The organism is Streptomyces albidicamelliae (genome assembly GCF_025642175.1).
GTDB classification, from domain to species: Bacteria; Actinomycetota; Actinomycetes; order Streptomycetales; family Streptomycetaceae; genus Streptomyces; species Streptomyces albidocamelliae.
The window spans coordinates 6650615-6672810 of sequence record NZ_CP106795.1; the positions used below are offsets into that span (position 1 = coordinate 6650615).

Here is a 22196-nt window from a genome sequence, read left to right on the forward strand (position 1 = left end):
TCTCCCGTCACGGCAAGGCGAACGCGCGGACCGCACGGCGCGGTCATGGGCGAGCGCGTGTGGCCGAGTCTCGCCCCCTCGCCTTCAGCGGGGCTAAAGCGCTCGCTAGAACACTGCGTACACCAACGGAAGGTGACGATCGATGTTCTCTGGCCTGGGCTCCGCACTGCACGCCAGGCGGCGCGCCGCCCTGTTACTGGCGGTCCTGGCGGCCGTCCTCGCCGCCTTCTTCGGCGGTACCGTCGACAGCAAGCTCACCAACGGACTCTCCGACTACGACGACCCGGGCGGCGCCAACGTCACGGCCCGCCGGATCATCCAGCAGGCCACCGGCGTCGACGCCCAGCAGGGCTACGCCGTACTCGTGCGCACCGACGCGGCCCTCGATCCGAAGGCCCCGCCGCCCGCGCCGGTGTCCGCCGCTGTGGCTCTGCTGCGCGGGCGCCCGGAGACCGAACAGGTCGTCGACTACGCCACGAACCCGGCTCTGATCAGCAGGGACGGCCACAGCACGGTCGTCCTCGGCACGGTGGCCCCCATGCGGGAGAAGGACACCGTCGACGCGGAGAAGGCGCTCCAGCAGGCCATCGCCGACAACCCGGACCTCAAGGGCAGGGCCTGGCTGGGCGGTTCGACGCCGGGACACGTCCAGGTCGCCTCGGTGTCCAACGAGGACCTGGCCAAGGCCGAGAGCCTCGCGCTGCCGTTCATCCTGATCCTGCTCGTGCTGGTGTTCCGGGGCGTCGTCGCCGCCCTGGTGCCGCTGGTCGGCGCGATCGTCACCCTGTTGCTCACCCTCGCCGGACTGCGCGTCGCCACCGAGTTCATGGACGTCTCCACCGGTGCCCTCAACCTCGCGTTCGCGCTGGGCCTGGGCCTCGCGGTCGACTTCGGACTGCTCATCGTCTCCCGCTACCGCGAGGAACTGGCGGTCCACGGTCCGGGCCGCCAGGCCGTCGCGCGCACCGTCGCGACCGCCGGCCGGACCGTGTTCTTCAGCTCCCTGACGGTGGCCGCGGCACTGGCCGCCATCACCGTCTTCCCGCACCCGTACCTGCGCTCCATGGGCCTCGCCGGCGTCATCACCGTCGTGTCGGCGGCGCTGTTCGCGCTGCTCGGACTGCCCGCCCTGCTGGCCCTGCTCGGGCGGCGGGTCAACTCCCTGGCCCCGCGCCGCTGGCAGCGCGACAGCACCGCACGGGAGGAGGCCGGTGACCGCTGGCACCGGATCGCCTCCGGCGTGATGCGCCGGCCCGTGGTGGTCGCGGTCGCGGCGACGGCTGTGCTGCTGCTCGTGGCGGCACCGGTCGCCGGTCTGAAGTTCACCGGCGCCGACCCCTCGACACTGCCCGCCTCCACCAGTGCCGGCAAGGTGTCCCGGGCTCTGACCAGCGACTTCGACAAGCCGCCCGCCGCACCGCTGCAGATCGTCCTCGACACCCCCGGCGGCACGGAACTCGCCTCCTACGCCCAGCGGATCGGCCGGGTCCCGGGCGTGGAGTCGGTGGGCACCCCCTTCCGTCTGGACGCCCGGCACTGGGAGGTCGACGCGGTACTGCGCGGCGCCCCGCTCGGCACCACGGCCAAGGACGCGGCGGCGAAGGTGCAGGACGTCCCGGCGCCGGTGCCCGCCCGCTACACCGGTGTGAGCGCCGACTTCCTCGCCCAGAAGGCCAGCATCGCCGCCAAGGTGCCGCTCGCCGCCGGGGTCCTCGCGCTGATCACCCTGGTGCTGCTGTTCGCCTTCTCCGGTTCGGTGATCCTGCCCTTCAAGGCGCTGCTGATGAACACGCTGTCCACGGGGGCCGCCCTCGGCTTCCTGGTGTGGGTGTTCCAGGACGGCAACCTCGGTTTCACCGCCCAGAACGGCATCGAGGCGACCACCCCGGTCCTCGTCTTCGCCCTGGCCTTCGGACTCTCCACGGACTACAACGTCTTCCTGCTGGGCCGGATCAAGGAGGGCAGGGGCGCGGGCCTCGACGACCGGGAGGCGGTGGCCGAGGGCCTGGCCCGGACCGGCCCGATCGTCACCTCGGCGGCGGCGCTGTTCTGCCTGGCGGTGGGCGCGCTCGCGTTGTCCCGGCTGGTCTTCGTGCAGGAGCTGGGCCTCGGCACGGCGTTCGCCGTGCTGGTCGACGCGACGGTGGTACGGGCCCTGCTGGTGCCCTCGCTGATGGCCCTGCTCGGCAGCGTCAACTGGTGGGCACCGGGCCCGTTGCGCCGCCTGCACACCAGACTCCGCCTGGACCGCATGGAACCGCCGGAGACCGAGCCGGCCACGTCCCCCGCCGAGGAGACCCAGACACGGGGCCCGGCGGTGTCCACCACCTGACCCCACCCCACACGGCCCGGGCCCCCGTCGACGGGGGCCCCGGGCCGCCCACGTCCCCCGCCACGCGCGGCCCTGGCCCGACGCCCCGCGTACGCCGCCCGCCGGGCACGCGCCGCGACGCCGGCCGTCGGGGCCCCGGCCCCGGGCACCCGCAGGGGCACCGGTCTCGGAGGCGGCGGCCGCGCGATACGCCAGCCGCACACGTGCCCCTTGCCGCCCGGCGGTTACGTGCCGCGACGCCGGCCGTCGGGGTCCCGGCTCCGGACACGCAGGGGCCCCGTCTCGGAGGCGGCGACGGCCGCGGTACGTCCTTCAAGGCCCGGCCCGTCCGCACACTCGCCCCTTTCCGCCCGGCGGTTTCTCGCCGCGACGTCGGCTGTTGGGGCACCCGGACACGCAGGGGCACCGGTCTCGGAGGCGGCGACGGCCGCGATACGACCTACCAGGCCCGGCCCGTCCGCACACTCGCCCCTTGCCGCCCGGCGGTTACGCGCCGCGACGCTAGCCGTCGGGCCCCGGCACGGGACATCTGCACGGGCACCCGTCTCGGAGGCGGCGACGGCCGCGGTACGACCTTCCACGCCCGGCCCGCCCGCACACTCGCCCCTTGCCGCCCGGCGGTTGCGCGCCGCGACGTCGGCCGTTGGGCCCCGGCACGGGACATCCGCAGGGGCACGCGTCCCTGAAGCGGCGACGGCCGCACGATGCGTCCTTCCACGGGCATCCGCACGCCCACCCCTGCCGCCCCCGACCGCGTGCGCAGTCGGCCGCGTGGCCGCGCGCGGGCCTCTCGGGCGTGCGTGCCCGCTCCGGCCCTCGCCGCCCGTGCCCCGCACCGATAAGTCCCCGGACGCACCTCGTGTGTCCCGGCCGTCAGGAGACGCACCCTCCCAGTCGACCGCCCCCGGGCGCGCGCCCCGTAAACAACCCCCTTCGCGCCCCCGCGCGCCCGGTTCGATCCGGCCAATTACGCTACGGCCGTTGCGGATATCCCCGGCCCCTTCCTACTCTGAATATCGAAACGGCCGTAGCGGAAAGCCGGACCGGCGACGGCTCGGCGACACGACGGCGAGGAGGAGCGGGCGTATGACAGGGACCGCACGCAGAGGGCGTCCACGGAGCGAGGACGCCGACGCGCGGATCCTCGGGGCCGCGCAGGAACTGCTGTTCGCGCGGGGGTACGACCGGTTCGTCATGGACGAGGCGGCCGTGCGGGCCGGGGTCGCCAAGACCACGCTCTACCGCCGCTGGCCGACCAAGGACCACCTGCTCGTCGCCCTCGTCGCCAAGGTCCAGGACGAGGTGCCCGTCGCCGACACCGGAGACGTCCGCGCCGACCTGACCGTCTACCTCACCGCCATCGCCACCGGGCTCAACCGGATGCGCGCGGTCGGCCGGACCGGCGACCGGGACGACCGGTCGGCCGGAATGGTCGCCGAACTCGTCGCCGCGGCCGCCCGCCACCCGGACGTCGGCGACGCCGTCCGGGGCCTGTTCGCCCGGCGCAACACCCTCGTCCTGGCTCTGCTCGACCACGCCCGGGAACGCGGCGACCTGCGCGCGGGCACCAGTTCCACGGTGCTCTTCGACCAGCTGGCCGGAGCGCTGTACTACCGGCTCCTCGTCACCGGCGAGCCGATCGACGCCGCGTACGTCCGGGACCTGGTCGACCACGCACTGACCGGAGCCGCCGCCACCCCCCACCCGGAGAGGAACTGACCATGCCCTCCACACCCCCACCGCCACCGCACCCGCGACCCTGCCGAGCGCGTCCGCCGCGACACCGGCCGCCCGGCGGCGCAGGCGCCGCACCTGGCCGCTGGTCACCGCGTCCGCGCTGCTGGCGGCCCTGGGCGGCTACACCCTGTGGACCCACGAGCATCCGGTACGGCTCACCGCGTCCGTCGAGATCAAGGCCGACCCCGAGCAGGTCTGGGGCGTGCTCACCGACTTCTCGGCGTACCCGCAGTGGAACCCCTTCATGACCAGCGCCGAGATCACCTCCGACGACGGCCGGCTGCGCCCCGGCGCGACCATGCGCAACCAGCTGCGGCAGCCGAGCGGTACCTCCACCTTCGACCCCGAGGTCCTCGTCGCACGGCCGGGCCGGGAACTGCGCTGGCTCGGCAAGCTCGGCCCCGGCTGGCTCGTGGACGGCGAACACCGCTTCGTCATCGAACGCGCGGGACCCGGCACCGTACGGCTCACCCAGAGCGAGAGCTTCAGCGGGGTCCTGGTCCCGATCGCCGAGAGCAAACTGCGCGCGGAGACCCCGCCCCAGTTCCGGGCGATGAACGAGGCGCTGAAGAAGCGCGTGGAGAACACGCGGCACTGAGCACGGCCGGCGACCCCGCCCGCGCGGGGACGCCGGCGCAAGAACGGCTTAAGGGCGGCCGGAGACGATCCGGTCGCGACGTACCGATCACGAGGGCCAGGTGAGACCGATGGCGGCCAGGAACGGGCGGGGTGTGCCGGACACCGACGAGATGATCGTGGTGCACCGGCTCTTCATGCAGGAGTACAGGGCGGCGGTGCCACTGGTGCGAGGGGTCCGCCCCGGCGACCGCGCGCGCAGCGGCATCGTCGCGGACCATCTCGACGCGCTCGACGCCATGCTGACGGAACATCACCTCGCGGAGGACGAGCTGGTCTGGCCGCGGCTCGCGGTCGATCCCGCCGTCGAACCGGCGCTGACGGCCCGCATGGAGGAACAGCACGAGCGGATCGCCGACGCCCTCGGCCGGCTGCGTTCGGCACTGCCGCAGTGGCGCGCGAGCGCCGACCCGGCGCTCCGGGACACCGTCGCGGACGCCTGCGCCGAACTGCTGCCCGCGCTGGAGGCCCACCTCGGCGACGAGGAGGAGCACATCCTGCCGCTGGTGCCCGGGCGGTTCACCGTCGCCGAGTGGGCGGTGCTCAGCGAACGCGGCCGGGCCGTCGTACCCAAGGCGCAGCGCCTCTACATGCTCGGCGCGCTGGGGGAGGCCGCCGCTGACGACCGCCGGGACGAGTTCCTGGGCCGGCTCCCCGGACCCGTACGGCTGATCTACCGGATCGCGGGCCGCACCCTGCGCTGGCGCACCAGGGCGCGGCTGCACGGCACCCGCGCGTCCGGCGGCGTCGGCGTGCCGGTGGCCTGACGCGGCAGCGGCGGAGCACGGCACGGCGCACGAGGCGGTGCCCGGCCGTCGCCGGCGAGCGGCGGCCAGATGGCTCCCGGGCGGTCCCGGCATCTGCCGCGGCGGACCCGGGACCTGCCATCGCGGGACCGGTACCCGCCGCGGCGGGCCCGCGGTCACGACCCCGAAACCCGTCGAAGTCGTCCACGAAGTGAAGGCAGCGAAGTGAGGAAGAGCCCGTGACCGCACCCGTGACCACCAGGCCCCTGCCTGCCGACCGGGACGAGGCCCTGGACCGCGTCCGCACCCTGCACCGCACCGACCGGCTCGCCGCGGAGTTCCCGGCCCTGCCCGGACTGCTCGCCGTGCTCGCCGCCGGCCCCACCGCGGCCGGCGACCTGTCCCGCGCCGGCCGGCTGCTCGCCCGTGTCGACCCCGACGCCGTGCACGCCCTGCACCCCGAGGCCCTACCGCTCACCGTGACCGTGTCGGGCCACGGCACCCTCGACGCCCTCACCGGCCCGCTCACCGCCGAACTGGCCCGCCACGGCATCCCGTTGCGCGCCGTCGTCGGCGACCACGACTCCTGGCGCCGCGACCTCCAGGACACCGCCGGACCGCTCTACGCGCGGGACACCGACCTCTCCCTCGTCCTGCTCGACGCCCAGTTCGTCTTCGACCAGCTCCCCTCGCCCTGGCGGCTGCCGGACGCCGAGGAGGCGCTCGCGGCGAACCTGAGGCTCATCGAGCGGCTGGCGGAGACCTACGTCCGCGAGGGCTCGGGCACCCTGGTCCTCAACACCCTCCCGTTGCTGACCGGCCAGCTGAACCAGCTCGTGGACCATCGCTCGCGCACCGAACTCTCAATTCTCTGGCGGGAGTTCAACACCGGACTGCTGAAGCTGGCGCTGCGCCACGCCCGGGTGCACGTGGTCGACCTGGAACCGCTGGTCGCCGAGTCCGGACCGGTCCGCGACAGCAGGCTCGCCGTCTACACCAAGGAGCACCTGGGCGCCGAACTGCTCGCCCGGTACGCCCGCCGGGTCGGCCACCTAGCCCGCGTCGTACGCGGCCGCACCAAGAAGGTCCTCGTCGTCGACCTCGACAACACCCTCTGGGACGGCGTGCTCGGCGACGACGGACCCGACGGCATCGCGATGGCCGGCAGCTACCGCGGCGAGGCCTTCGCCGCCTTCCAGAAGGTCGTCGCCCAGCTCGGCTCGCAGGGCGTACTCCTCGCCGTGTGCAGCAAGAACGACCAGGAACCCGTGGAGCGGGTGCTGGCCGACCACCCCGACATGGTGCTCAGGCCCGACGCGTTCGTGCAGGTGACCGCCAACTGGCGGCCGAAGGACGCCAATCTGCGCGAGATCGCCTCCCGGCTCAACCTGGGCACCGACAGCCTCGTCTTCGCCGACGACTCGCCCTTCGAGTGCGGTCTCGTCGCCACCGGCCTGCCCGAGGCCGCCGTGGTGCGCCTCGACGAGGAGCCCGCGCTGCACATCGACCGGCTGCTGGCCGACGGCTGGTTCGACACCCCCGAACTGACCGAGGCGGACCGGCAGCGCGCCGGACAGTACCGGGCCGACGCGGGCCGCCGTGAACTGCTCGACTCGGCGGCCACCCCGGAGGACTACCTCCGTGCCCTGGACGTGAGGGTCACCGTGTCCCCGGTGACCGAGCCGGACGTCGCCCGGATCTCCCAGATCACCCTGCGCACCAACCAGTTCAACCTGACCACCCGACGGCTCCAGCCCGCCGACGTACGGCGGCTGCTGGACACCCCCGGGCACCTGGTCCTCGCCGTCCGCTCCCGGGACCGCTTCGGTGACAACGGTCTGGTCGGCGCGGTGTTCGCGGAGCGCACCGGGGACGGTCTGCGGATCGACAACATGCTGCTGAGCTGCCGTGTCTTCGCCCGCGGCATCGAGCAGTCCGCGCTCGGCGCGCTCCTCGCCCACGCCCGGGAGACCGGCGCCCAAGCGGTGACGGCCGCGTACCGGCCCACCGCGAAGAACCACAAGGTACGCGACCTCTACCCGTCCCTCGGCTTCCGGACGGCCGGCGAGACCCCGGACGGCGGGCTGGACTTCGTCCACCCGCTCACCGACCTCCCGCCGGTCCCCGGCCACGTCACCCTCGACGCCACGTTCACCGCCCCGCCGGTCTAGGGGGCTTCGTCTGGATCAGCCCGGGTCCGCGACGCCCGGCACGGCACTCCCCCAGCCTTCGGCCGGGGGTACCCCCACGCCGCGTTGTCGGACCACCCGAGTACGCCCAGAACGCGGGTGGTCCTCCGCCTTGCGACGCACCGCACCGGACGCCGCGGCCTGGTCCGACCTGATCCAGACGAAACCCCCTAGGGCCCACCGCACTTCCCGGTCCCGCCCGTGGGTCCGCCACGTCGCTCACGTCCCCCGTCGCGATGTGCCGCCTCCCACCGGGCGGGGCCGGGAACCGACCGCACCCCCTCCGGCCTGCCGTCCGCCATCCCCCGTGGCGGACGGCAGGCCCTTTCGCGCGGCCGGACGGTCCCGGTTCGCCCCAAGTGTCCAGCGCAAGCGGCGCCTTAGCGGGGCGAACCAGCATCGAGTACGTCCCAACCCCATCGCCGGCGCCATGCCTGCGGATCCCGGAGAGGTCAGGCAAAGACGTTGACAAGCTTCCGAACCTTCACGGAACTGGTCCTGGATCGTGCGGCCGAGCTCGGTACCGAGGACGCCTTCATCTTCCTGCCGGACGATGCCAACGGATCGGCTCCGGAGCACCTTTCGTACAGCGGACTCGACCGGGAGGCCCGGCGCATCGCCTCCTGGCTCCAGGAGAACGGCGCCGCCGGCCGGCAGGTGCTGCTGCTGTACCCGTCGGGCAACGACTTCATCAAGGCGTTCACCGGCTGCCTCTACGCGGGTTCCGTCGCCGTGCCCGCCCCGCTGCCCACCGAGCAGGGCCAGCACTTCACCCGGGTCTCCGGCATCCTGCGCGACGCCGAGGTCCGTGCCGTCCTCACCGACTCCGCCAGCGCCCCGGAGATCTCCGCCTGGCTGGCCGCGGAGGGCATGACGGACGTGCTCTGCCTCGCCACCGACACCGGGGAGTACGGCGACCCGGGCGCCTACACCGTGCCGGACCTCGGCCCCGAGCACCTCGCCTTCCTGCAGTACACCTCCGGCTCGACCAGCGACCCCAAGGGCGTGATGGTCTCCCACCGGAACCTGCTGGCCAACGAGGCCGCCATCCAGCGGGCGGCCGGCACCAGTGCCCGCTCCCGGTTCGGCGGCTGGCTGCCCTTCTACCACGACATGGGACTCATCGGGCACGTGCTGCACCCGCTGTACGTCGGCGGTTCCGCCGTGCTGATGTCCCCGGTGTCCTTCCTGCGCCGCCCGCAGCGCTGGCTGAAGGTGTTCGGCGAGCACGGCGCCAACATCGGCGGCGGCCCCAACTTCGCGTACGACCTGTGCACGCGTCGCATCACCGACGAGCAGCTCGCCGAACTCGACCTGTCCGGCTGGGAATGCGCGGGCAACGGCGCCGAGCCGGTCCGCGCCGAGACCATCAAGGCGTTCAGCGAGCGCTTCGCACCGGCCGGCTTCCGCCCCGAGGCGTTCTTCCCCTGCTACGGCATGGCCGAGACCACCCTGCTGGTCTCCGGCACCCCCAAGGACCGGCAGCCCGCGGTCCGCACGGTCGACTCCGCCTCGCTGGAGCAGGGCACGCTGGACGGCCCGCGGGACGGCGGCTCCGTGCGCCACCTCGTGAGCAGCGGCGTCGTCCAGGACTTCACCGTCCGCGTCGTCGACCCCGACAGCCGCCGCGAGCGGCCCGAGGGCACGGTCGGCGAGATCTGGGTCAAGGGCGACAGCGTCGCCGACGGCTACTGGAAGCGCCCGCTGACCAACGTCGAGATCTTCGACGCGCACATCACCGACGGCAAGGGCGGCGAGGACGCCGGCGGCTGGCTGCGCACCGGTGACCTGGGCGCGCTGGAGGACGGCGAACTGTATGTGACGGGCCGCCTGAAGGAGCTGATCATCTTCGCCGGCCGCAACCTCTACCCGCAGGACGTCGAGCGGGCCGTCCAGTCCACCGACAAGGCCCTCGGCATCGGCTCCGGCGCCGTGTTCACCGTCGAGACCGACCGGGAGCACCTCATCGTCGTGCAGGAGGTCCGGGTGAGCGCCGTCAGCGGCGACCTGCGCGGCCTCGCCACCGGCGTACAGCGGCTGCTCGGCCAGGACCTCCAGATCCCGGCGGGCAACGTCGTCCTGGTGCGGCCCGGCACCATCCGCAAGACCACCAGCGGGAAGATCCAGCGCACCCTGATGCGCAAGCTGTTCCTCGAGGGCGCGCTCACCCCGCTGTACGAGGTGCTCGAACCGGCGGTCCGCCGGATCGTCGCCGACGCCACCGGCTCCTCGCTCGCCCCGGCGGTCTGACATGCGCGACACGCCCTACCGGCTCGCCGAGGAACTGGACCGGTTCCTCGGCGACCCCGGCGATCCCAGCGGCTGGTTCTCGCACGCCCGCTCCGTCGAGCTGGACGAGAAGGAGGAGTTCCCCGCCGCCATCTGCCGGCGCCTGGACGACTGGGGACTGCCCGGCCACTACGTCCCCGCCGAGCACGGCGGCCGGCTGACCGACTACGAGCAACTGCTCCAGCTGATGCGAGCCGTGGCCCGCCGCGACCTCACCGTCGCCATCGGGCACGGCAAGACCTACCTCGGCGGAGTCTGCGTCTGGGTGGCCGGCACCCCCGAGCAGGCCGCCCGGCTCGGCGCGGACATCCGGGCCGGTGTGCCCGTCTCGCTCGGCCTGACCGAACGCGCCCACGGCAGCGACCTGCTCGCCGGCGAGGTGCGGGGCACCGACGGCACGGACGGCTGGCTGGTCAACGGCGAGAAGTGGCTGATCAACAACGCCACCCGGGGCAGCCTGCTGTCCCTGCTCACCCGCACCGACCCGGCCGGCGGCCCGCGCGGGTTCAGCGTCCTGCTCGTGGACAAGCGCGAGCTGGACAAGGACCACTACCGCCATCTGCCCAAGGTGCACACCCACGGCATCCGCGGCGCCGACATCTCCGGCATCGCCTTCCAGGACGCGCCGGTGCCCCGGTCCGCGCTGGTCGGCACCGAGGGCACCGGCCTGGAGACCGTGCTGAAGGCACTCCAGCTGACCCGCACGATGTGCGCCGCCCTCTCGCTGGGCGCCGCCGACCACGGGCTGCGCCTCGCCCAGGACTTCGCCGAGGGGCGCGAGCTGTACGGGCGCCGCCTGTCCGACCTGCCCCAGGCACGGCGGACCCTCGGCACGGCGGCCGCCGACGTCCTCGTGCACGAGGCCCTGGCCACCGTCGCCGCCCGCTTCGTGCACACCCTGACCGAGGAGATGAGCGTCACCGCGGCGGTCACCAAGTACCTGCTGCCCAGCGGCACCGAGGACGTCCTCGCCCAGCTGACCCGGCTCCTCGGCGCCCGCGCCTTCCTCAAGGGCGTCCACGCGAACGGCATGTTCCAAAAGGTGGAGCGCGACCACCGGATCGTCGGCCTCTTCGACGGCAACACCCTGGTCAACCTCAACTCCCTGATCAACCAGTTCCGTTCACTCGTCCGGGGCAGAGGCCGGGGCACCGGCAACCTGGCCGGCGCGCAGACCGCGTACGACCTGTCGGCCCCCCTGCCGGCGCTCGATCCGGGCCGGCTGTCCCTGGTGGCCCGGCACGGCAGCGCCGTCCTGGCCGGCCTCGACGCCTCCGTGGCCCGGCTCACCGCGCTGGCCGGGGAACGCCCCGCCCTGCTCCCCGCGGCCGCCGCGGCCCGGCGGATCGCCGAGGTCACCGACCGCGTGCACACCGACATGGAACGGTGGCAGGGCGTCATCGGCGACGTACCGCCCGCCGCGTTCGACACCGCCCGCCGCTACACCCTGTGCCACGCGGCGGCGGTCTGCCTCGGCCTGTGGACCCACAGCGCCCCGCAGTTCACCGGCACCCGCGCCGAACCGCTGTGGCGCGACGGCCTGTGGCTGCGCGCCGGCCTGGACCGGCTGCTGACCCGCCTCGGCGAGCCGGACACCGGGGACACCGAGGCCTACGACGCGCTGCTCGACCACCTGCACACGACCCGGCGCTCCGGCGAACTCTTCTCGCTGCACCCCTACCGGCTGCCGGGCAAGCCGACCGAGCCGGTGGCCGACGCGGCGACCGCGAGGAACTGAGAGGACGCCATGCTGATCGGTACCGCGGCCCCCGGGCCGCACGGAGCGCCCGCCCCCGGACCCGGACCGCACCCGCCCGGCGGCCAGGAGGAGCGGGTCGTCGCCCGCATCGCCGAACTGGAGCGCCGGCTCGGCGACCCCACGGACGAGCGCGGCGAACTGTCGTACGCCAGGCTGCTGGAGGCCGACGAGCGCGCCGAGCTCTCCGAGGCCGGCGAGCGGGCCCTGGACGAACTGGTCCTCAACGCCGACTTCGTACCGCTGGAGCACGGCGGACGGCTGGAGCGGATCGACACCCTGGTCCGCGTGCTGCGGCAGGTCTTCCGGCGTGACATCGCGCTCGGCCTCGGCTACGGCGTGACCTCGTTCATGGCCGCGGTCAACGTGTGGAGCTCGGGCACCGCCGAGCAGCGCGGGCGCCTCGCGGAGCTCCTGCTCGACGGGCAGAAGGTGTCCGTCGCCTACCACGAACTGGCGCACGGCAACGACTTCGTGCGCAACGAGTTCCAGGCCCGCCCGGCCGACGGCGGCTACCTCCTCAACGGCGCCAAGCAGGTCATCAACAACGCCGACCGGGCCGCCGCCTGGGTGCTGTTCAGCCGTACCAGCCCGGCACCCGGCAGCCGCAGCCACTCCGTGGTGTTCGCCGAACGGGCCGGCCTCGACCAGGACCGCTTCCAGGTCCTGCCGCGCTACGACGCCGTCGGGGTGCGCGGCTGCCACCTGTCGGGCCTGGACTTCACCGACTGCCCGGTCCCCGCCTCCGCGCTGGTCGGCGAGGAGGGCAAGGGCGTCGAACTGGCCCTGCGCGCCTTCCAGATCACCCGCAGCGCCGTCCCCGGCATGGCGATCGGCGCCACCGACACCGCCCTGCGCACCGTCGTCGGCTTCGCACTCGGCCGACAGCTGTACCGCAAGTCCGTGATGGACATCCCGCACGCCCGCTCGACCCTCGCGAACACCTTCCTGGACCTGCTGATCAGCGACAGCCTGTCGCTGGCCGCCACCCGCGCGGTGCACGTGCTGCCGGAGGAGACCAGCGTCTACGCGGCCGCGGTGAAGTACCTGGTGCCCAAGATGCTCACCGACGCGATGTACGACCTGTCCATCGTGCTCGGTGCCCGCTTCTACGTCCGCGAGGGCGAGTTCGGGATCTTCCAGAAGCATGTGCGCGACCTGCCGGTGCTCAGCCTCGGCCACGCCGGTTCCGCGGCCTGCCAGGCCACGATCATCCCGCAGCTGTCCCGGCTCGCCCGGCGCTCCTGGTTCCGCGACGAACCGGCGCCCGCCACCGTGTTCCGGCCGCGCGAGGACCTGCCCGGCATCCCGTTCGACCGGCTCACCCTCGCCAGCGGCCGGGACGGACTGAGCGCCACCCTGGTCGCCGCCGTCGACCTGCTGCCCAGCGGCAGCCCCGAGGAACGCGCGGCGCACGGCATCGCCCTGCGTTTCATGGACGAGCTGCGCCGGCTCCAGGAGCAGAGCCTCGGCCTCGCCCCCCAGGACCGCACCGCCCTCGCCAGCCCCGCCGCCTTCGCGCTCGCCGACCGGTACGCGGTGGTGCTCGCCGCCGCCTCCGTGATCGGTGTGTGGCAGCAGGCCCAGGGCGGCACCGACCCCTTCCTGGCCGATCCGGCCTGGCTCGCCGCCGCACTGCACCGGCTGGGCCGACGGCTCGGCCTCCAGCTGCCCGACCTGCCCGACTCCTGCGAGCAGCGGCTGCACGACGAAGTGCTCCGCCGCTTCGACGGGACCCGCAGCTACGACCTCTACAACGCCCCGCTGGCCGGCTGACCCCGCCGTCGGTGCGCACGCACCGTCAGACCCTCTCCGAGGAGCACATCATGGCCGTTCCCACCACCGGACGCACCGCCGACGAGCTGACCGCGTGGCTGTCCGACCGCATCGCCCTCTACCTCAAGCGCCGGCCCGAGGAGATCGACCCGGTCGTGCCGCTCGCCGAGTACGGCCTGGACTCGGTGGCCGCGCTCAGCCTGTGCGGCGACATCGAGGAGGACTTCGACCTGGTCCTCGAACCCACCGTCGCCTGGGACTACCCGACCGTCCAGGCGCTCGCCGCCCACCTCGCGGAGAGCCTGGCCACCGAGGCGGCGGCGAGCTGATGGACCGGATCGCCATCGTCGGCATCGACTGCCGGTTCCCGGGGGCGCCCGATCCGGGCGCCTACTGGGACCTGCTCATGCGCTCGGGGGACGGCATCGGCACCGTCCCCGAACAGCGGTGGGCCGCCAAGGAATTCCACTCGGCCACCCAGGCCGAGGGACGCAGCAACACCACCCAGGGCGGCTTCATCGACGACCCCGACGCGTTCGACAACGAGTTCTTCACCATCTCGCCCCGCGAGGCGGCCGCCATGGACCCGCAGCAGCGCCTGCTGCTGCAGTGCGCCTGGCGGGCCGTCGAGGACGCCGGCCTGCCGCCCCAGCGGCTCGCCGGCACCGCGACCGGTGTCTTCGTCGGCATCATGGGCAACGAGTGGGCCCAGCTGCACCTCACCGACTACGACCACGTCACCGCCCAGGCCGGCTCCGGCAACGGCTACTGCATGACGGCCAACCGGATCTCCTACCACCTCGACCTCAAGGGCCCGAGCCTCGCCGTCGACACCGCCTGCTCGTCGTCCCTGGTCGCCGTGCACCTGGCGGGCAACGCCCTGCTGTCGGGGGAGTGCGACTACGCCATCGCCGCCGGGGTGAACGTGGCGCTCACCCCCGCCCTGTCGATCTTCTACACCCAGGCCGGGCTGTCCGCGCCCGACGGACGGTGCAAGCCGTTCAGCGCCCAGGCCGACGGCATCGGCCGCGGCGAGGGCGTCGGCGCGGTGGTGCTGCGCCGCCTGGAGGACGCGCTCGCGGACGGACAGCAGATCTACGCCGTCGTCCGCGGCACCGCGGTCAACCAGGACGGCCGCAGCAACGGGCTGACCGCGCCCAACCGCTGGGCCCAGCAGGACGTCATCGCGGCGGCCTACCGCCGCGCCGGCGTCGAGCCGGCCGACGTCGCCTTCACCGAGGGACACGGCACCGGCACCGCGCTCGGCGACATGATGGAGGCCGCCGCCCTGGGCCACCACCACGCCGGCCGCTCCGCCAAGCCGATGGCGCTGGGCTCGGTCAAGGGAAACCTGGGCCACACCGAGGGCGCGGCCGGTATCGCCGGGCTCATCAAGGTCGCCCTGTCCCTGCACCACCGGACCGTGCCGGCCAGCCGGTTCTCCGCCAAGGAGAACGCGCAGCTGGGCCTGCGCCAGAAGGGGCTGCGGCTGCTCAAGGCCCCGCTGCGGCTGCCGCGCGGCACGTCCGTGGCCGGCCTCAGCAGCTTCGGCATGGGCGGCACCAACGCCCACGCCGTACTGGAGTCCGCGCCGCCGCAGTCCGCCCGCCCGCGCCCGGAACCGGCCGGCGACACCACCGGGATCGGCACCGGCGTCTTCACCCTGTCCGCCCCGGCACCCGACGCGCTGCGCCGCAACCTGCTCGCGCAGTCCGAGGCGCTCGCCGCGCGCCGGGCCCCGCTCGGGCCCGTCGCCTGGACCTCCAACCGGGTCAAGGCCGGACACCGCTACCGTTTCGCGGTGTCCGCGGGGACACCGACGCCCTCGTCGAGCGGCTCCGCGCGGCCGCCGCCGACCCGGATCTGCTGGCCCGGCTGACCGGGGCGCCCGGCGCCCGGCCGCGCACCGCGTTCCTCTTCACCGGCCAGGGCTCCCAGTACCCGCGCATGACGGCGGGGCTCTACCGGGACTCGCCCCTCTACCGCCGCTTCCTCGACGAGGCCGACGCGGCCCTGCTCCCGCACACCGGGGAGTCGGTACGCGACCTGCTGCTCGGCGGCGACGAGTCCGTGCACCGCACCCGGTGGGCGCAGCCCGCGCTGTTCGCCGTCGGCTACGCGCTCGGCCGTACCCTCGGGGAACTCGGCGTGCGCCCGGACCTGCTGCTCGGCCACAGCGTCGGCGAGTACGCGGCAGCCTGCCTCGCCGGTGTGTTCCCGCTGGAGGACGCCGCCCGGCTGATCGCCGCCCGCGGCGCGCTCATGCAGCGGCTGCCCGACGGCGGCGGCATGCTGGCCGTCCTGGCGGGCCGCGAGGAACTGGAGGAGCGCCTGGCGGCAGAGCCGCGCGTCGGCGTCGCCGTCGTCAACGGCCCGCGCGCCACGGTGCTGTCCGGCGAGCTGGCGGCACTGCGGCGGATCGACAAGGAACTCGACCGGGACGGGATACGCACCCGGACGCTGCGGGTGTCGCACGCGTTCCACTCGTACCTCATGGACCCGATGCTGGAGGAGTTCGCGGAGATTGCCCGCGAGGTCGGCGGCGGCACGCCCCGGCTGCCGCTGTTCTCGACCCTGTACGGCAGGGTGCTGGACGACGAGCCGATGGACGCCGACTACTGGGTGGCGCACGTCCGCCGTCCGGTGCTCTTCGCGGACGCGGCCGCCGCACTGCTGGCGGCGGGACCGACCCACGCCGTGGAGATCGGGCCGTCACCCGTGCTGTCCTCGATGACCCGCAAGCTGCCGCAGGCCGCCCCCGGAGCCCGGCCCGCGTTCGTCCTGCCGGTGCGCGGCGAGGACTCCGCCGGCCGGGACCTCGCGGACGCGCTCGCCGAGCTGTACCGGGGCGGCGTCACCCCCGACTGGGACGCCGTGTACGAGGAGCGGGACCGGACCGCGTACCGGCTGCCGCCGTACGTCTTCAGCGACGCCCACCGCTACTGGACCCGCGGCGGACCCGTCCGCGCCCGCCACGACGCGCCGCTCGCCGAACTGCCGCGCTCCGCGGCCCGCGAGAGCGCGCCGGCCGCGGAACGCGAACCGGCCGGTACCGGCGTGCTCACCCTGGAGCGCCCGGCACCCGGCGACCCGGTGACCGAGGCCGCCCTGGAGGCCATCGGCCAGGTCGGCGGCTACGAGACCGACGAACTCAGCCCGTACCTGCGGCTCTACGAGGACCTCGGCTTCGACTCCGTGATGGTCATGGAGCTGAAGGGCCGCATCGAGGAGCGACTGCCCGCCGTCGCCACGCTGACCGTGCAGGACCTGCTGCCCAGGCTGGCCTCGGTCGGGGACCTCGTGGACTTCCTGCGGGACCACTGCGGAACCGCATCCGCCCCTGTCGAGGAGAGGACGGCATGACCGACAACCAGGTGTATCTCGCCTCGGTCGGCACCGCGCTGCCCGGCGATCCGGTCGGCAACGCCGAACTGGCCAAGGTGCTCGGCGCCAACGAGGAATGGATCGAGGTGTTCATCGGCACCCGGACCCGGCACTTCGCCCGCGACCTGACGACCGGTGAGGTCCGCTGGTCGCTGGCCGACCTGTGCGCCCGCGCGGCCGAACGGGCGGTGAAGTCGTCCGGGGTGGACCTCGCCGACATCGAGTTCGTGGTGCTGGGCACCGCCACCCCGGACACGCTGATGCCGGCCACCGTGAACAACGTGGCCGACCAGCTCGGCATCGACCAGGTGCCCACGTTCCAGTTGCAGTCGGGCTGCGCGGGCGCGGTGCAGGCGCTGAGCCTCGGCCGCACCCTCATCGCCTCCGGGGAGTACCGCACCGGCCTGGTCATCGGCGGTGACGTGTGCAGCAAGCACCTCGACCTGAACCGCGACCTGTCCAAGGCCGCGCCCAGCGACCTCGTCAACTTCGTCCTGTTCGGGGACGGGGCGGGGGCCGCCGTGCTCACCGACGAGCCGCGCGGCGAACAGGTCGCGGTCAAGCAGGTGCTGAACCGTTTCACCGGGCTGGGGCGCAAAGCCGGCCAGGTCATCGAGTGGTTCGGCCTCGCCGACCGCTTCGACGACCGCCAGGCCCTCACCGAGGACTACAAGGCCATCGAGGAACAGGTCCCGGTCATGGCCGTGGAGATCCTCTGGGAACTCCTCGGCGAACTCGGCTGGGACGCCGGCGAACTGGACTACCTGCTGCCGCCGCAGCTGTCCGGCCGCATGACCCGGAAGATCACCGAACAGCTCGACGTGCCGACGGCCACGGAGGTCTCCTGCGTCGCCGAGACCGGCAACAACGGCAACGCCCTGCCGTTCCTGCAGATCGAACGGCTCCTGGAGACCATGTCCGCCGGCCAGAAGGCCCTGGCGGTCGCCATCGAGTCCAGCAAATGGATCAAGGCCGGCTTCGCCCTGGAGAAGGTATGAGCACCCGACACGCGTACAGCCTGGACGACTTCGCCGACACCGTCCGCGACGAACTCGGCCTGCCCCTGACCGACGAGCAGATCGCCGCCGACTTCGACGAGGTCCCCGAGTGGGACTCCCTGCACCTGCTGAAACTCGTCACCGCCGTGGAACAGGCCACCGGCCGGCCCGTACCCGTCGGCCGCGTGCTGGAGGCCCGCAGCCTCAAGGAGATCTACGAACTGGCGGTCCCCGCGTGAGCGGCACACCCGTCCCGCACACCGAACGGCGCCGCCGCCACACCCTGTACTTCCTGGAGTGGGCGGCGGACCAGCGGCCGGTGCACCTGGACACCGAGGTCGACATGACCCGGATCCAGGAGCACCGGGGCGCGGCCCGCGCGGAGGGCACCCGCGTCTCCGTGGTCAGCTACCTGCTGCACGCCACCGGCCGCGTCCTCGCCCGCCACCCCCGGGCCAACGCGGTTCTGGCACCCGGCTGGCCGTCGGCGCTGCGCCGCCCCCGCACCCTGCGGTTCGGCGAGGTCACCGCGAAGCTCGCCCTCGACCGCACCCTGGACGGCGAACGCACGGTGCTCTCCGCCCTGGTGCCGGGGCTGGAGAGCGCCTCGCTCCAGGAGATCCAGGACCGTGTCGACCGCTACCGCGGCGCGGACGCGGGCACCCTCCCCGAGTTCAAGGGCGTCCGGATGCTCGGCCGGCTCCCGGTGCCGCTCGGCCGCGCGGCCTTCGCCGCCGCGCTGCGCAGCCCCCGCAGACGCCCCGAGGTCTTCGGCACCGTCTCGGTCAGCTCCCTGGGCCACCGCGACGTCGACGGCTTCCACTCGGCGGGCGGTACGGCGGTCACCCTGTGCGCCGGGCGGATCATCGACCGGGCCGTCGTACGCGCCGGGCAGGTCGTCCCCGCGCCCGTCATGCGGCTCGGGCTCACCTTCGACCACCGGGTGATCGACGGGGCCACCGCCGCCGACGTGCTCAGCGATCTCCGACACAGCATGGAGGAATTCGATGACGGCTCCAGGGAAGGCGTCCCCGGGCCGGACCTTCGGGGAACCGATCATGATCAGCGGGCCGCGCGGGGACTGGAACAGAGTCCGCGGTGACCTCGCGACGCACGCCACCGCCGTCCTGTACGCCCAACTGGACCACTGGCGTCCGGAACGGGCCGGCGGCCCCCGCCTGCGCACCCTCCTCGGCCGTGACTGGGCCCGCTACCTGGACCTGACCCACCCGGAGGTGCGCACCCGCTTCGCCGCCTCCCGGGTGCTCCTGAAGTTCGCGGCCGGCGCCGCCCTGCGCGTGCAGCCGCAGACGGTCGAACTCGGCTACACCCCCTCGGGGCGGCCGTACCTGCACGGATACGACGGTGTGCAGATCAGCCTCAGCCACACCGAGGACCTGCTGCTGGTGGGCCTCGCCACCGGAGCGGTCATCGGCGTGGACGCCGAGCGCGCCGACCGCACCCTGTACGGGGCCGGCCTCGGCCGGCACCTGTGCACCCCGCGCGAGGTGCAGCTGATCGAGGCCATGGCACCGGCGGACCGGGACCCCGCGCTGGTCCGCCTGTGGACCCTCAAGGAGGCGTACAGCAAGGCCATCGGGCTCGGCATGCAGTTCCGCTTCACCGACTTCGGCTTCGAGACCGACGGCACCCCCACCGAGGTGCGGCGCCCGGACGGGACTCCGGGCACCGGCAGCGAGTGGGCCTTCCGTACCTTCTCGCTGCTCGGGCGGTACACGGTCAGCGTGGCCGTCGGTGACTCCGGCTTCGGCGTCACCACCGACACCCAGGCGCACACGATGCTCGACGACGGCATCGTCGACGCCCTCGCCGAGGCCCTCGGCGCCGACGAGCCCGACCACCGGCGCGACGACGACTGGTGGTGAGCGGAGCCCGCCCCGCCGGAACCACCCCGCCGGGGCCCGCCGTGCAACCGGCCCGCAAGCGGGATCCGGGACGGTGGACGTCCCGCGGGACGGAAGAGACCGGAGACGCACATGGACCATCTCGCCGAACTCAAGGAATTCGCCCTCCTGCACGCCAGGGGACAGGGCATGGCACCGCGCCGCGTCGAACGGATCCTGACCGGGATCACCAACGACACCTGCGGCGACCCGCGTTCCTGGGCCGCCACCTGGACCCGCGAGGGCCGCATCGCCGCCTCCTACGGCCGGCTCCTCGACGCCTGCGCGCACTTCGCGCTCGCCCGCTTCCCCCACCACGGCGACCCCGCCCGTGAAGCCGCCGGACGGCTCGTGGTGTCCACCTTCGACATCTGGCGCGAACGCCGCCGGGACATCGTCCGCCTCGAACTGCCCTACGAGGGCGGCACCGTGGCCGCCTGGGCGACCGGCCTCGACGCCCCGCGCCCGCGCCCCCTGCTCGTCGTGATGGGCGGCATCGTCAGCGTGAAGGAACAGTGGGCACCGCTGCTGCCGCTGTTCGCCCGGCTCGGCTACGCGGCCGTCGTGACGGAGTTCCCCGGCGTCGGCGAGAACACCGTCCGCCACACCCCCGGCTCCTGGCGGCTGCTGCCCCACCTGATGGACCGCCTGGAAGGCCGGGCGAAGGTCTCCGACACCTCCATGCTCACCCTCAGCTTCAGCGGCCGGCTGGCCCTGCGCGCCGCCACCGAGGACACCCGCATCCGCCGGGTGCTCACCGTCGGCGCCCCCGTCGGCGCCTTCTTCACCGACCCCGCCTGGTGGCCGCGCGTCCCCGGCATCACCGCCGACACCCTGTGCGCCCTGACCGGCGCCCCCGACCGCGCCGCCCTCTGGTCCGAACTGCCCCGGCACGCCATGACGGCCGAGCAGTTGCGCCGCGTGCGCATCCCCGTCCGGTACGTCGCCAGCAGCCGCGACGAGATCATCCCGGCCGGTGAGCAGCACCTGCTGCGCGCCCTGCCCGACCTGCGCGTCAAGACCTTCGACGACGTCCACGGCTCACCCGCCCACCTGGGCGCGATGCGGCGCTGGCTGGTCTCGCAGCTGCTGCTGACCCGGATCACCGGCCGCCGTACCGCGGCCGCCGCCCCCACGACCGAAGAGGACACCGCCCGCACCCACCCCCGACCCACCGCCTTCGCACCCGGAGAGAGGCAGTCATGACCGGCAAACCCTTCACCAGGACCAAGGTCGCCGCCGTGCGCCCCTGGCACAGTCTCGCCTCGCTCGGAGTGATCGAGAGCGATCTGACGCACACCCGCTTCCGGACCGCGCAGGCCCCCCACGACACCGAGGACCGGCCGGGCCCCACCCACCGCCCGAGCCGCCACGAGGAGGCATGAGACCAGTGGCCGCGCAGAACACTCCGGGCAGGTCCCCGGGCGGCGGCAGCATCCGGCTGCGCCACCGCACGGTGCACGGCTACCGCAGAGCCTTCCGGATGGCCGGCAAGGGCGACGCCGTCCTGCTCATCCACGGCATCGGCGACTCGTCCGACACCTGGCGCGACGTCATGCCCGGACTCGCCAAGCACTACCGGGTGATCGCACCCGACCTGCTCGGCCACGGACAGTCCGACAAACCCCGCGCCGACTACTCGCTCGCCGCGTACGCCAACGGCATGCGGGACCTGCTCAGCGTCCTCGGCGTCGAACGCGCCACCATCGTCGGGCACTCCCTCGGCGGCGCGGTCGCCATGCAGTTCGCCTACCAGTTCCCGGACCGCTGCGAGCGGCTGGTGCTGGTCGGGACCGGTGGAATCAGCCGCCAGGTCACCCCGCTGCTGCGGGCGGCCACCCTGCCCGGCGCGCAGGCCCTGCTCCACCTGCTGCAACTGCCCACCTCACGCTGGCAGATCGGGGCCGCGGTGAAGGTGCTCCAGTGGCTGCGCACCGACCTGGCCGTGGACGCGCCCGACATCCTGCGGGTGGTGGACGCGCTGCCCGACGCCACCTCCATCAACGCGTTCGTGCGCACACTGCGGGCGGTCGTCGACTGGCGCGGACAGGTGGGCACCATGCTCGACCGCTGCTACCTGGCCCAGGGCATGCCCACCATGCTGGTCTGGGGCGGCCGCGACCAGGTGGTGCCGGCGCTGCACGGAGGGCTCGGCCACGTCTCGATGCCGGGCAGCCGGCTGGAGATCTTCGAGGAGGCCGGCCACTTCCCGTTCCGCACCGACCCCGACCGGTTCCGCGCGGTCCTGCGGGACTTCATCGACACCACCCGCCCGGCGAGCTTCAGCCCCGAGGAATGGCGCGACCTGCTCCGCAACCGCCGCCCCACCTCCCGGCCCCGCGTCGCACCGGAGCCGGCGGCCGACGGCCCGTCACCCCGCACCCTGCGCCCGGCCTGACCCCGCGCCGGACGCCACGGGAGAGCGGCCGGCAGCGAAAGGACCGGTCCC

General features: G+C 73.7%; 18 protein-coding genes. All 18 read left to right on the plus strand.

Annotated elements, in window-relative coordinates; translation table 11 throughout:
* Positions 1-142 precede the first annotated feature (142 nt).
* Positions 143-2332, plus strand: coding sequence for an MMPL family transporter (locus N8I86_RS30075; RefSeq protein ID WP_263279154.1), 2190 nt, complete (start codon positions 143-145; stop codon positions 2330-2332).
* Positions 2333-3418: 1086 nt separating this feature from the next.
* Positions 3419-4051, plus strand: a complete 633-nt coding sequence (locus tag N8I86_RS30080; protein WP_073896959.1) for a TetR/AcrR family transcriptional regulator — start codon at positions 3419-3421, stop codon at positions 4049-4051.
* Between the two features lie 145 nt (positions 4052-4196).
* On the plus strand, positions 4197-4667 hold the full coding sequence (locus tag N8I86_RS30085) for an SRPBCC domain-containing protein (protein ID WP_263280171.1): 471 nt from the start codon (positions 4197-4199) through the stop codon (positions 4665-4667).
* Positions 4668-4776: 109 nt separating this feature from the next.
* Positions 4777-5472 carry a hemerythrin domain-containing protein gene (locus tag N8I86_RS30090; protein WP_263279155.1) on the plus strand — a complete coding sequence of 232 codons (696 nt, stop codon included), beginning with the start codon at positions 4777-4779 and terminating at the stop codon, positions 5470-5472.
* 218 nt (positions 5473-5690) lie between these two features.
* Positions 5691-7622, plus strand: coding sequence for an HAD-IIIC family phosphatase (locus tag N8I86_RS30095; protein ID WP_263279156.1), 1932 nt, complete (start codon positions 5691-5693; stop codon positions 7620-7622).
* 483 nt (positions 7623-8105) lie between these two features.
* The gene (locus tag N8I86_RS30100) at positions 8106-9890 is read left to right on the plus strand and encodes a fatty acyl-AMP ligase (protein WP_073896951.1); all 1785 of its coding nucleotides are present in this window, start codon (positions 8106-8108) and stop codon (positions 9888-9890) included.
* 1 nt (position 9891) lies between these two features.
* The gene (locus N8I86_RS30105; RefSeq protein WP_263279157.1) at positions 9892-11667 is read left to right on the plus strand and encodes an acyl-CoA dehydrogenase family protein; all 1776 of its coding nucleotides are present in this window, start codon (positions 9892-9894) and stop codon (positions 11665-11667) included.
* 9 nt (positions 11668-11676) lie between these two features.
* Positions 11677-13461 carry an acyl-CoA dehydrogenase gene (locus N8I86_RS30110; RefSeq protein ID WP_123440193.1) on the plus strand — a complete coding sequence of 595 codons (1785 nt, stop codon included), beginning with the start codon at positions 11677-11679 and terminating at the stop codon, positions 13459-13461.
* A 50-nt stretch (positions 13462-13511) separates the two neighbouring features.
* A complete protein-coding gene (locus N8I86_RS30115) occupies positions 13512-13790 on the plus strand; it encodes an acyl carrier protein (protein WP_073897824.1) in 279 nt (92 codons plus the stop codon).
* Complete coding sequence (locus tag N8I86_RS30120) at positions 13790-15340, plus strand: beta-ketoacyl synthase N-terminal-like domain-containing protein (RefSeq protein ID WP_263279158.1); 1551 nt, start codon at positions 13790-13792, stop codon at positions 15338-15340. Before N8I86_RS30115 ends, N8I86_RS30120 begins: the two co-directional genes overlap by 1 nt.
* 68 nt (positions 15341-15408) lie before the next feature.
* The gene (locus N8I86_RS30125; protein ID WP_263279159.1) at positions 15409-16824 is read left to right on the plus strand and encodes an acyltransferase domain-containing protein; all 1416 of its coding nucleotides are present in this window, start codon (positions 15409-15411) and stop codon (positions 16822-16824) included.
* Positions 16821-17843 (plus strand): 3-oxoacyl-ACP synthase III family protein, encoded by a 1023-nt coding sequence (locus N8I86_RS30130; RefSeq protein WP_263279160.1) that lies wholly within the window; start codon positions 16821-16823, stop codon positions 17841-17843. Before N8I86_RS30125 ends, N8I86_RS30130 begins: the two co-directional genes overlap by 4 nt.
* Complete coding sequence (locus tag N8I86_RS30135; protein ID WP_073896941.1) at positions 17840-18082, plus strand: acyl carrier protein; 243 nt, start codon at positions 17840-17842, stop codon at positions 18080-18082. Before N8I86_RS30130 ends, N8I86_RS30135 begins: the two co-directional genes overlap by 4 nt.
* On the plus strand, positions 18079-18945 hold the full coding sequence (locus tag N8I86_RS30140; protein WP_263279161.1) for a 2-oxo acid dehydrogenase subunit E2: 867 nt from the start codon (positions 18079-18081) through the stop codon (positions 18943-18945). The genes N8I86_RS30135 and N8I86_RS30140 overlap by 4 nt, the downstream gene beginning before the upstream one ends.
* Positions 18899-19729, plus strand: a complete 831-nt coding sequence (locus tag N8I86_RS30145) for a 4'-phosphopantetheinyl transferase family protein (protein ID WP_385326523.1) — start codon at positions 18899-18901, stop codon at positions 19727-19729. The genes N8I86_RS30140 and N8I86_RS30145 overlap by 47 nt, the downstream gene beginning before the upstream one ends.
* Positions 19730-19840: 111 nt before the next feature.
* Positions 19841-20953, plus strand: a complete 1113-nt coding sequence (locus N8I86_RS30150) for an esterase FrsA (RefSeq protein ID WP_263279163.1) — start codon at positions 19841-19843, stop codon at positions 20951-20953.
* The gene (locus N8I86_RS30155; RefSeq protein ID WP_073896935.1) at positions 20950-21132 is read left to right on the plus strand and encodes a hypothetical protein; all 183 of its coding nucleotides are present in this window, start codon (positions 20950-20952) and stop codon (positions 21130-21132) included. Before N8I86_RS30150 ends, N8I86_RS30155 begins: the two co-directional genes overlap by 4 nt.
* Positions 21129-22145: an alpha/beta fold hydrolase gene (locus N8I86_RS30160; RefSeq protein ID WP_073896932.1), complete on the plus strand. Its 1017-nt coding sequence runs from the start codon at positions 21129-21131 to the stop codon at positions 22143-22145. The genes N8I86_RS30155 and N8I86_RS30160 overlap by 4 nt, the downstream gene beginning before the upstream one ends.
* Positions 22146-22196 lie beyond the last annotated feature (51 nt).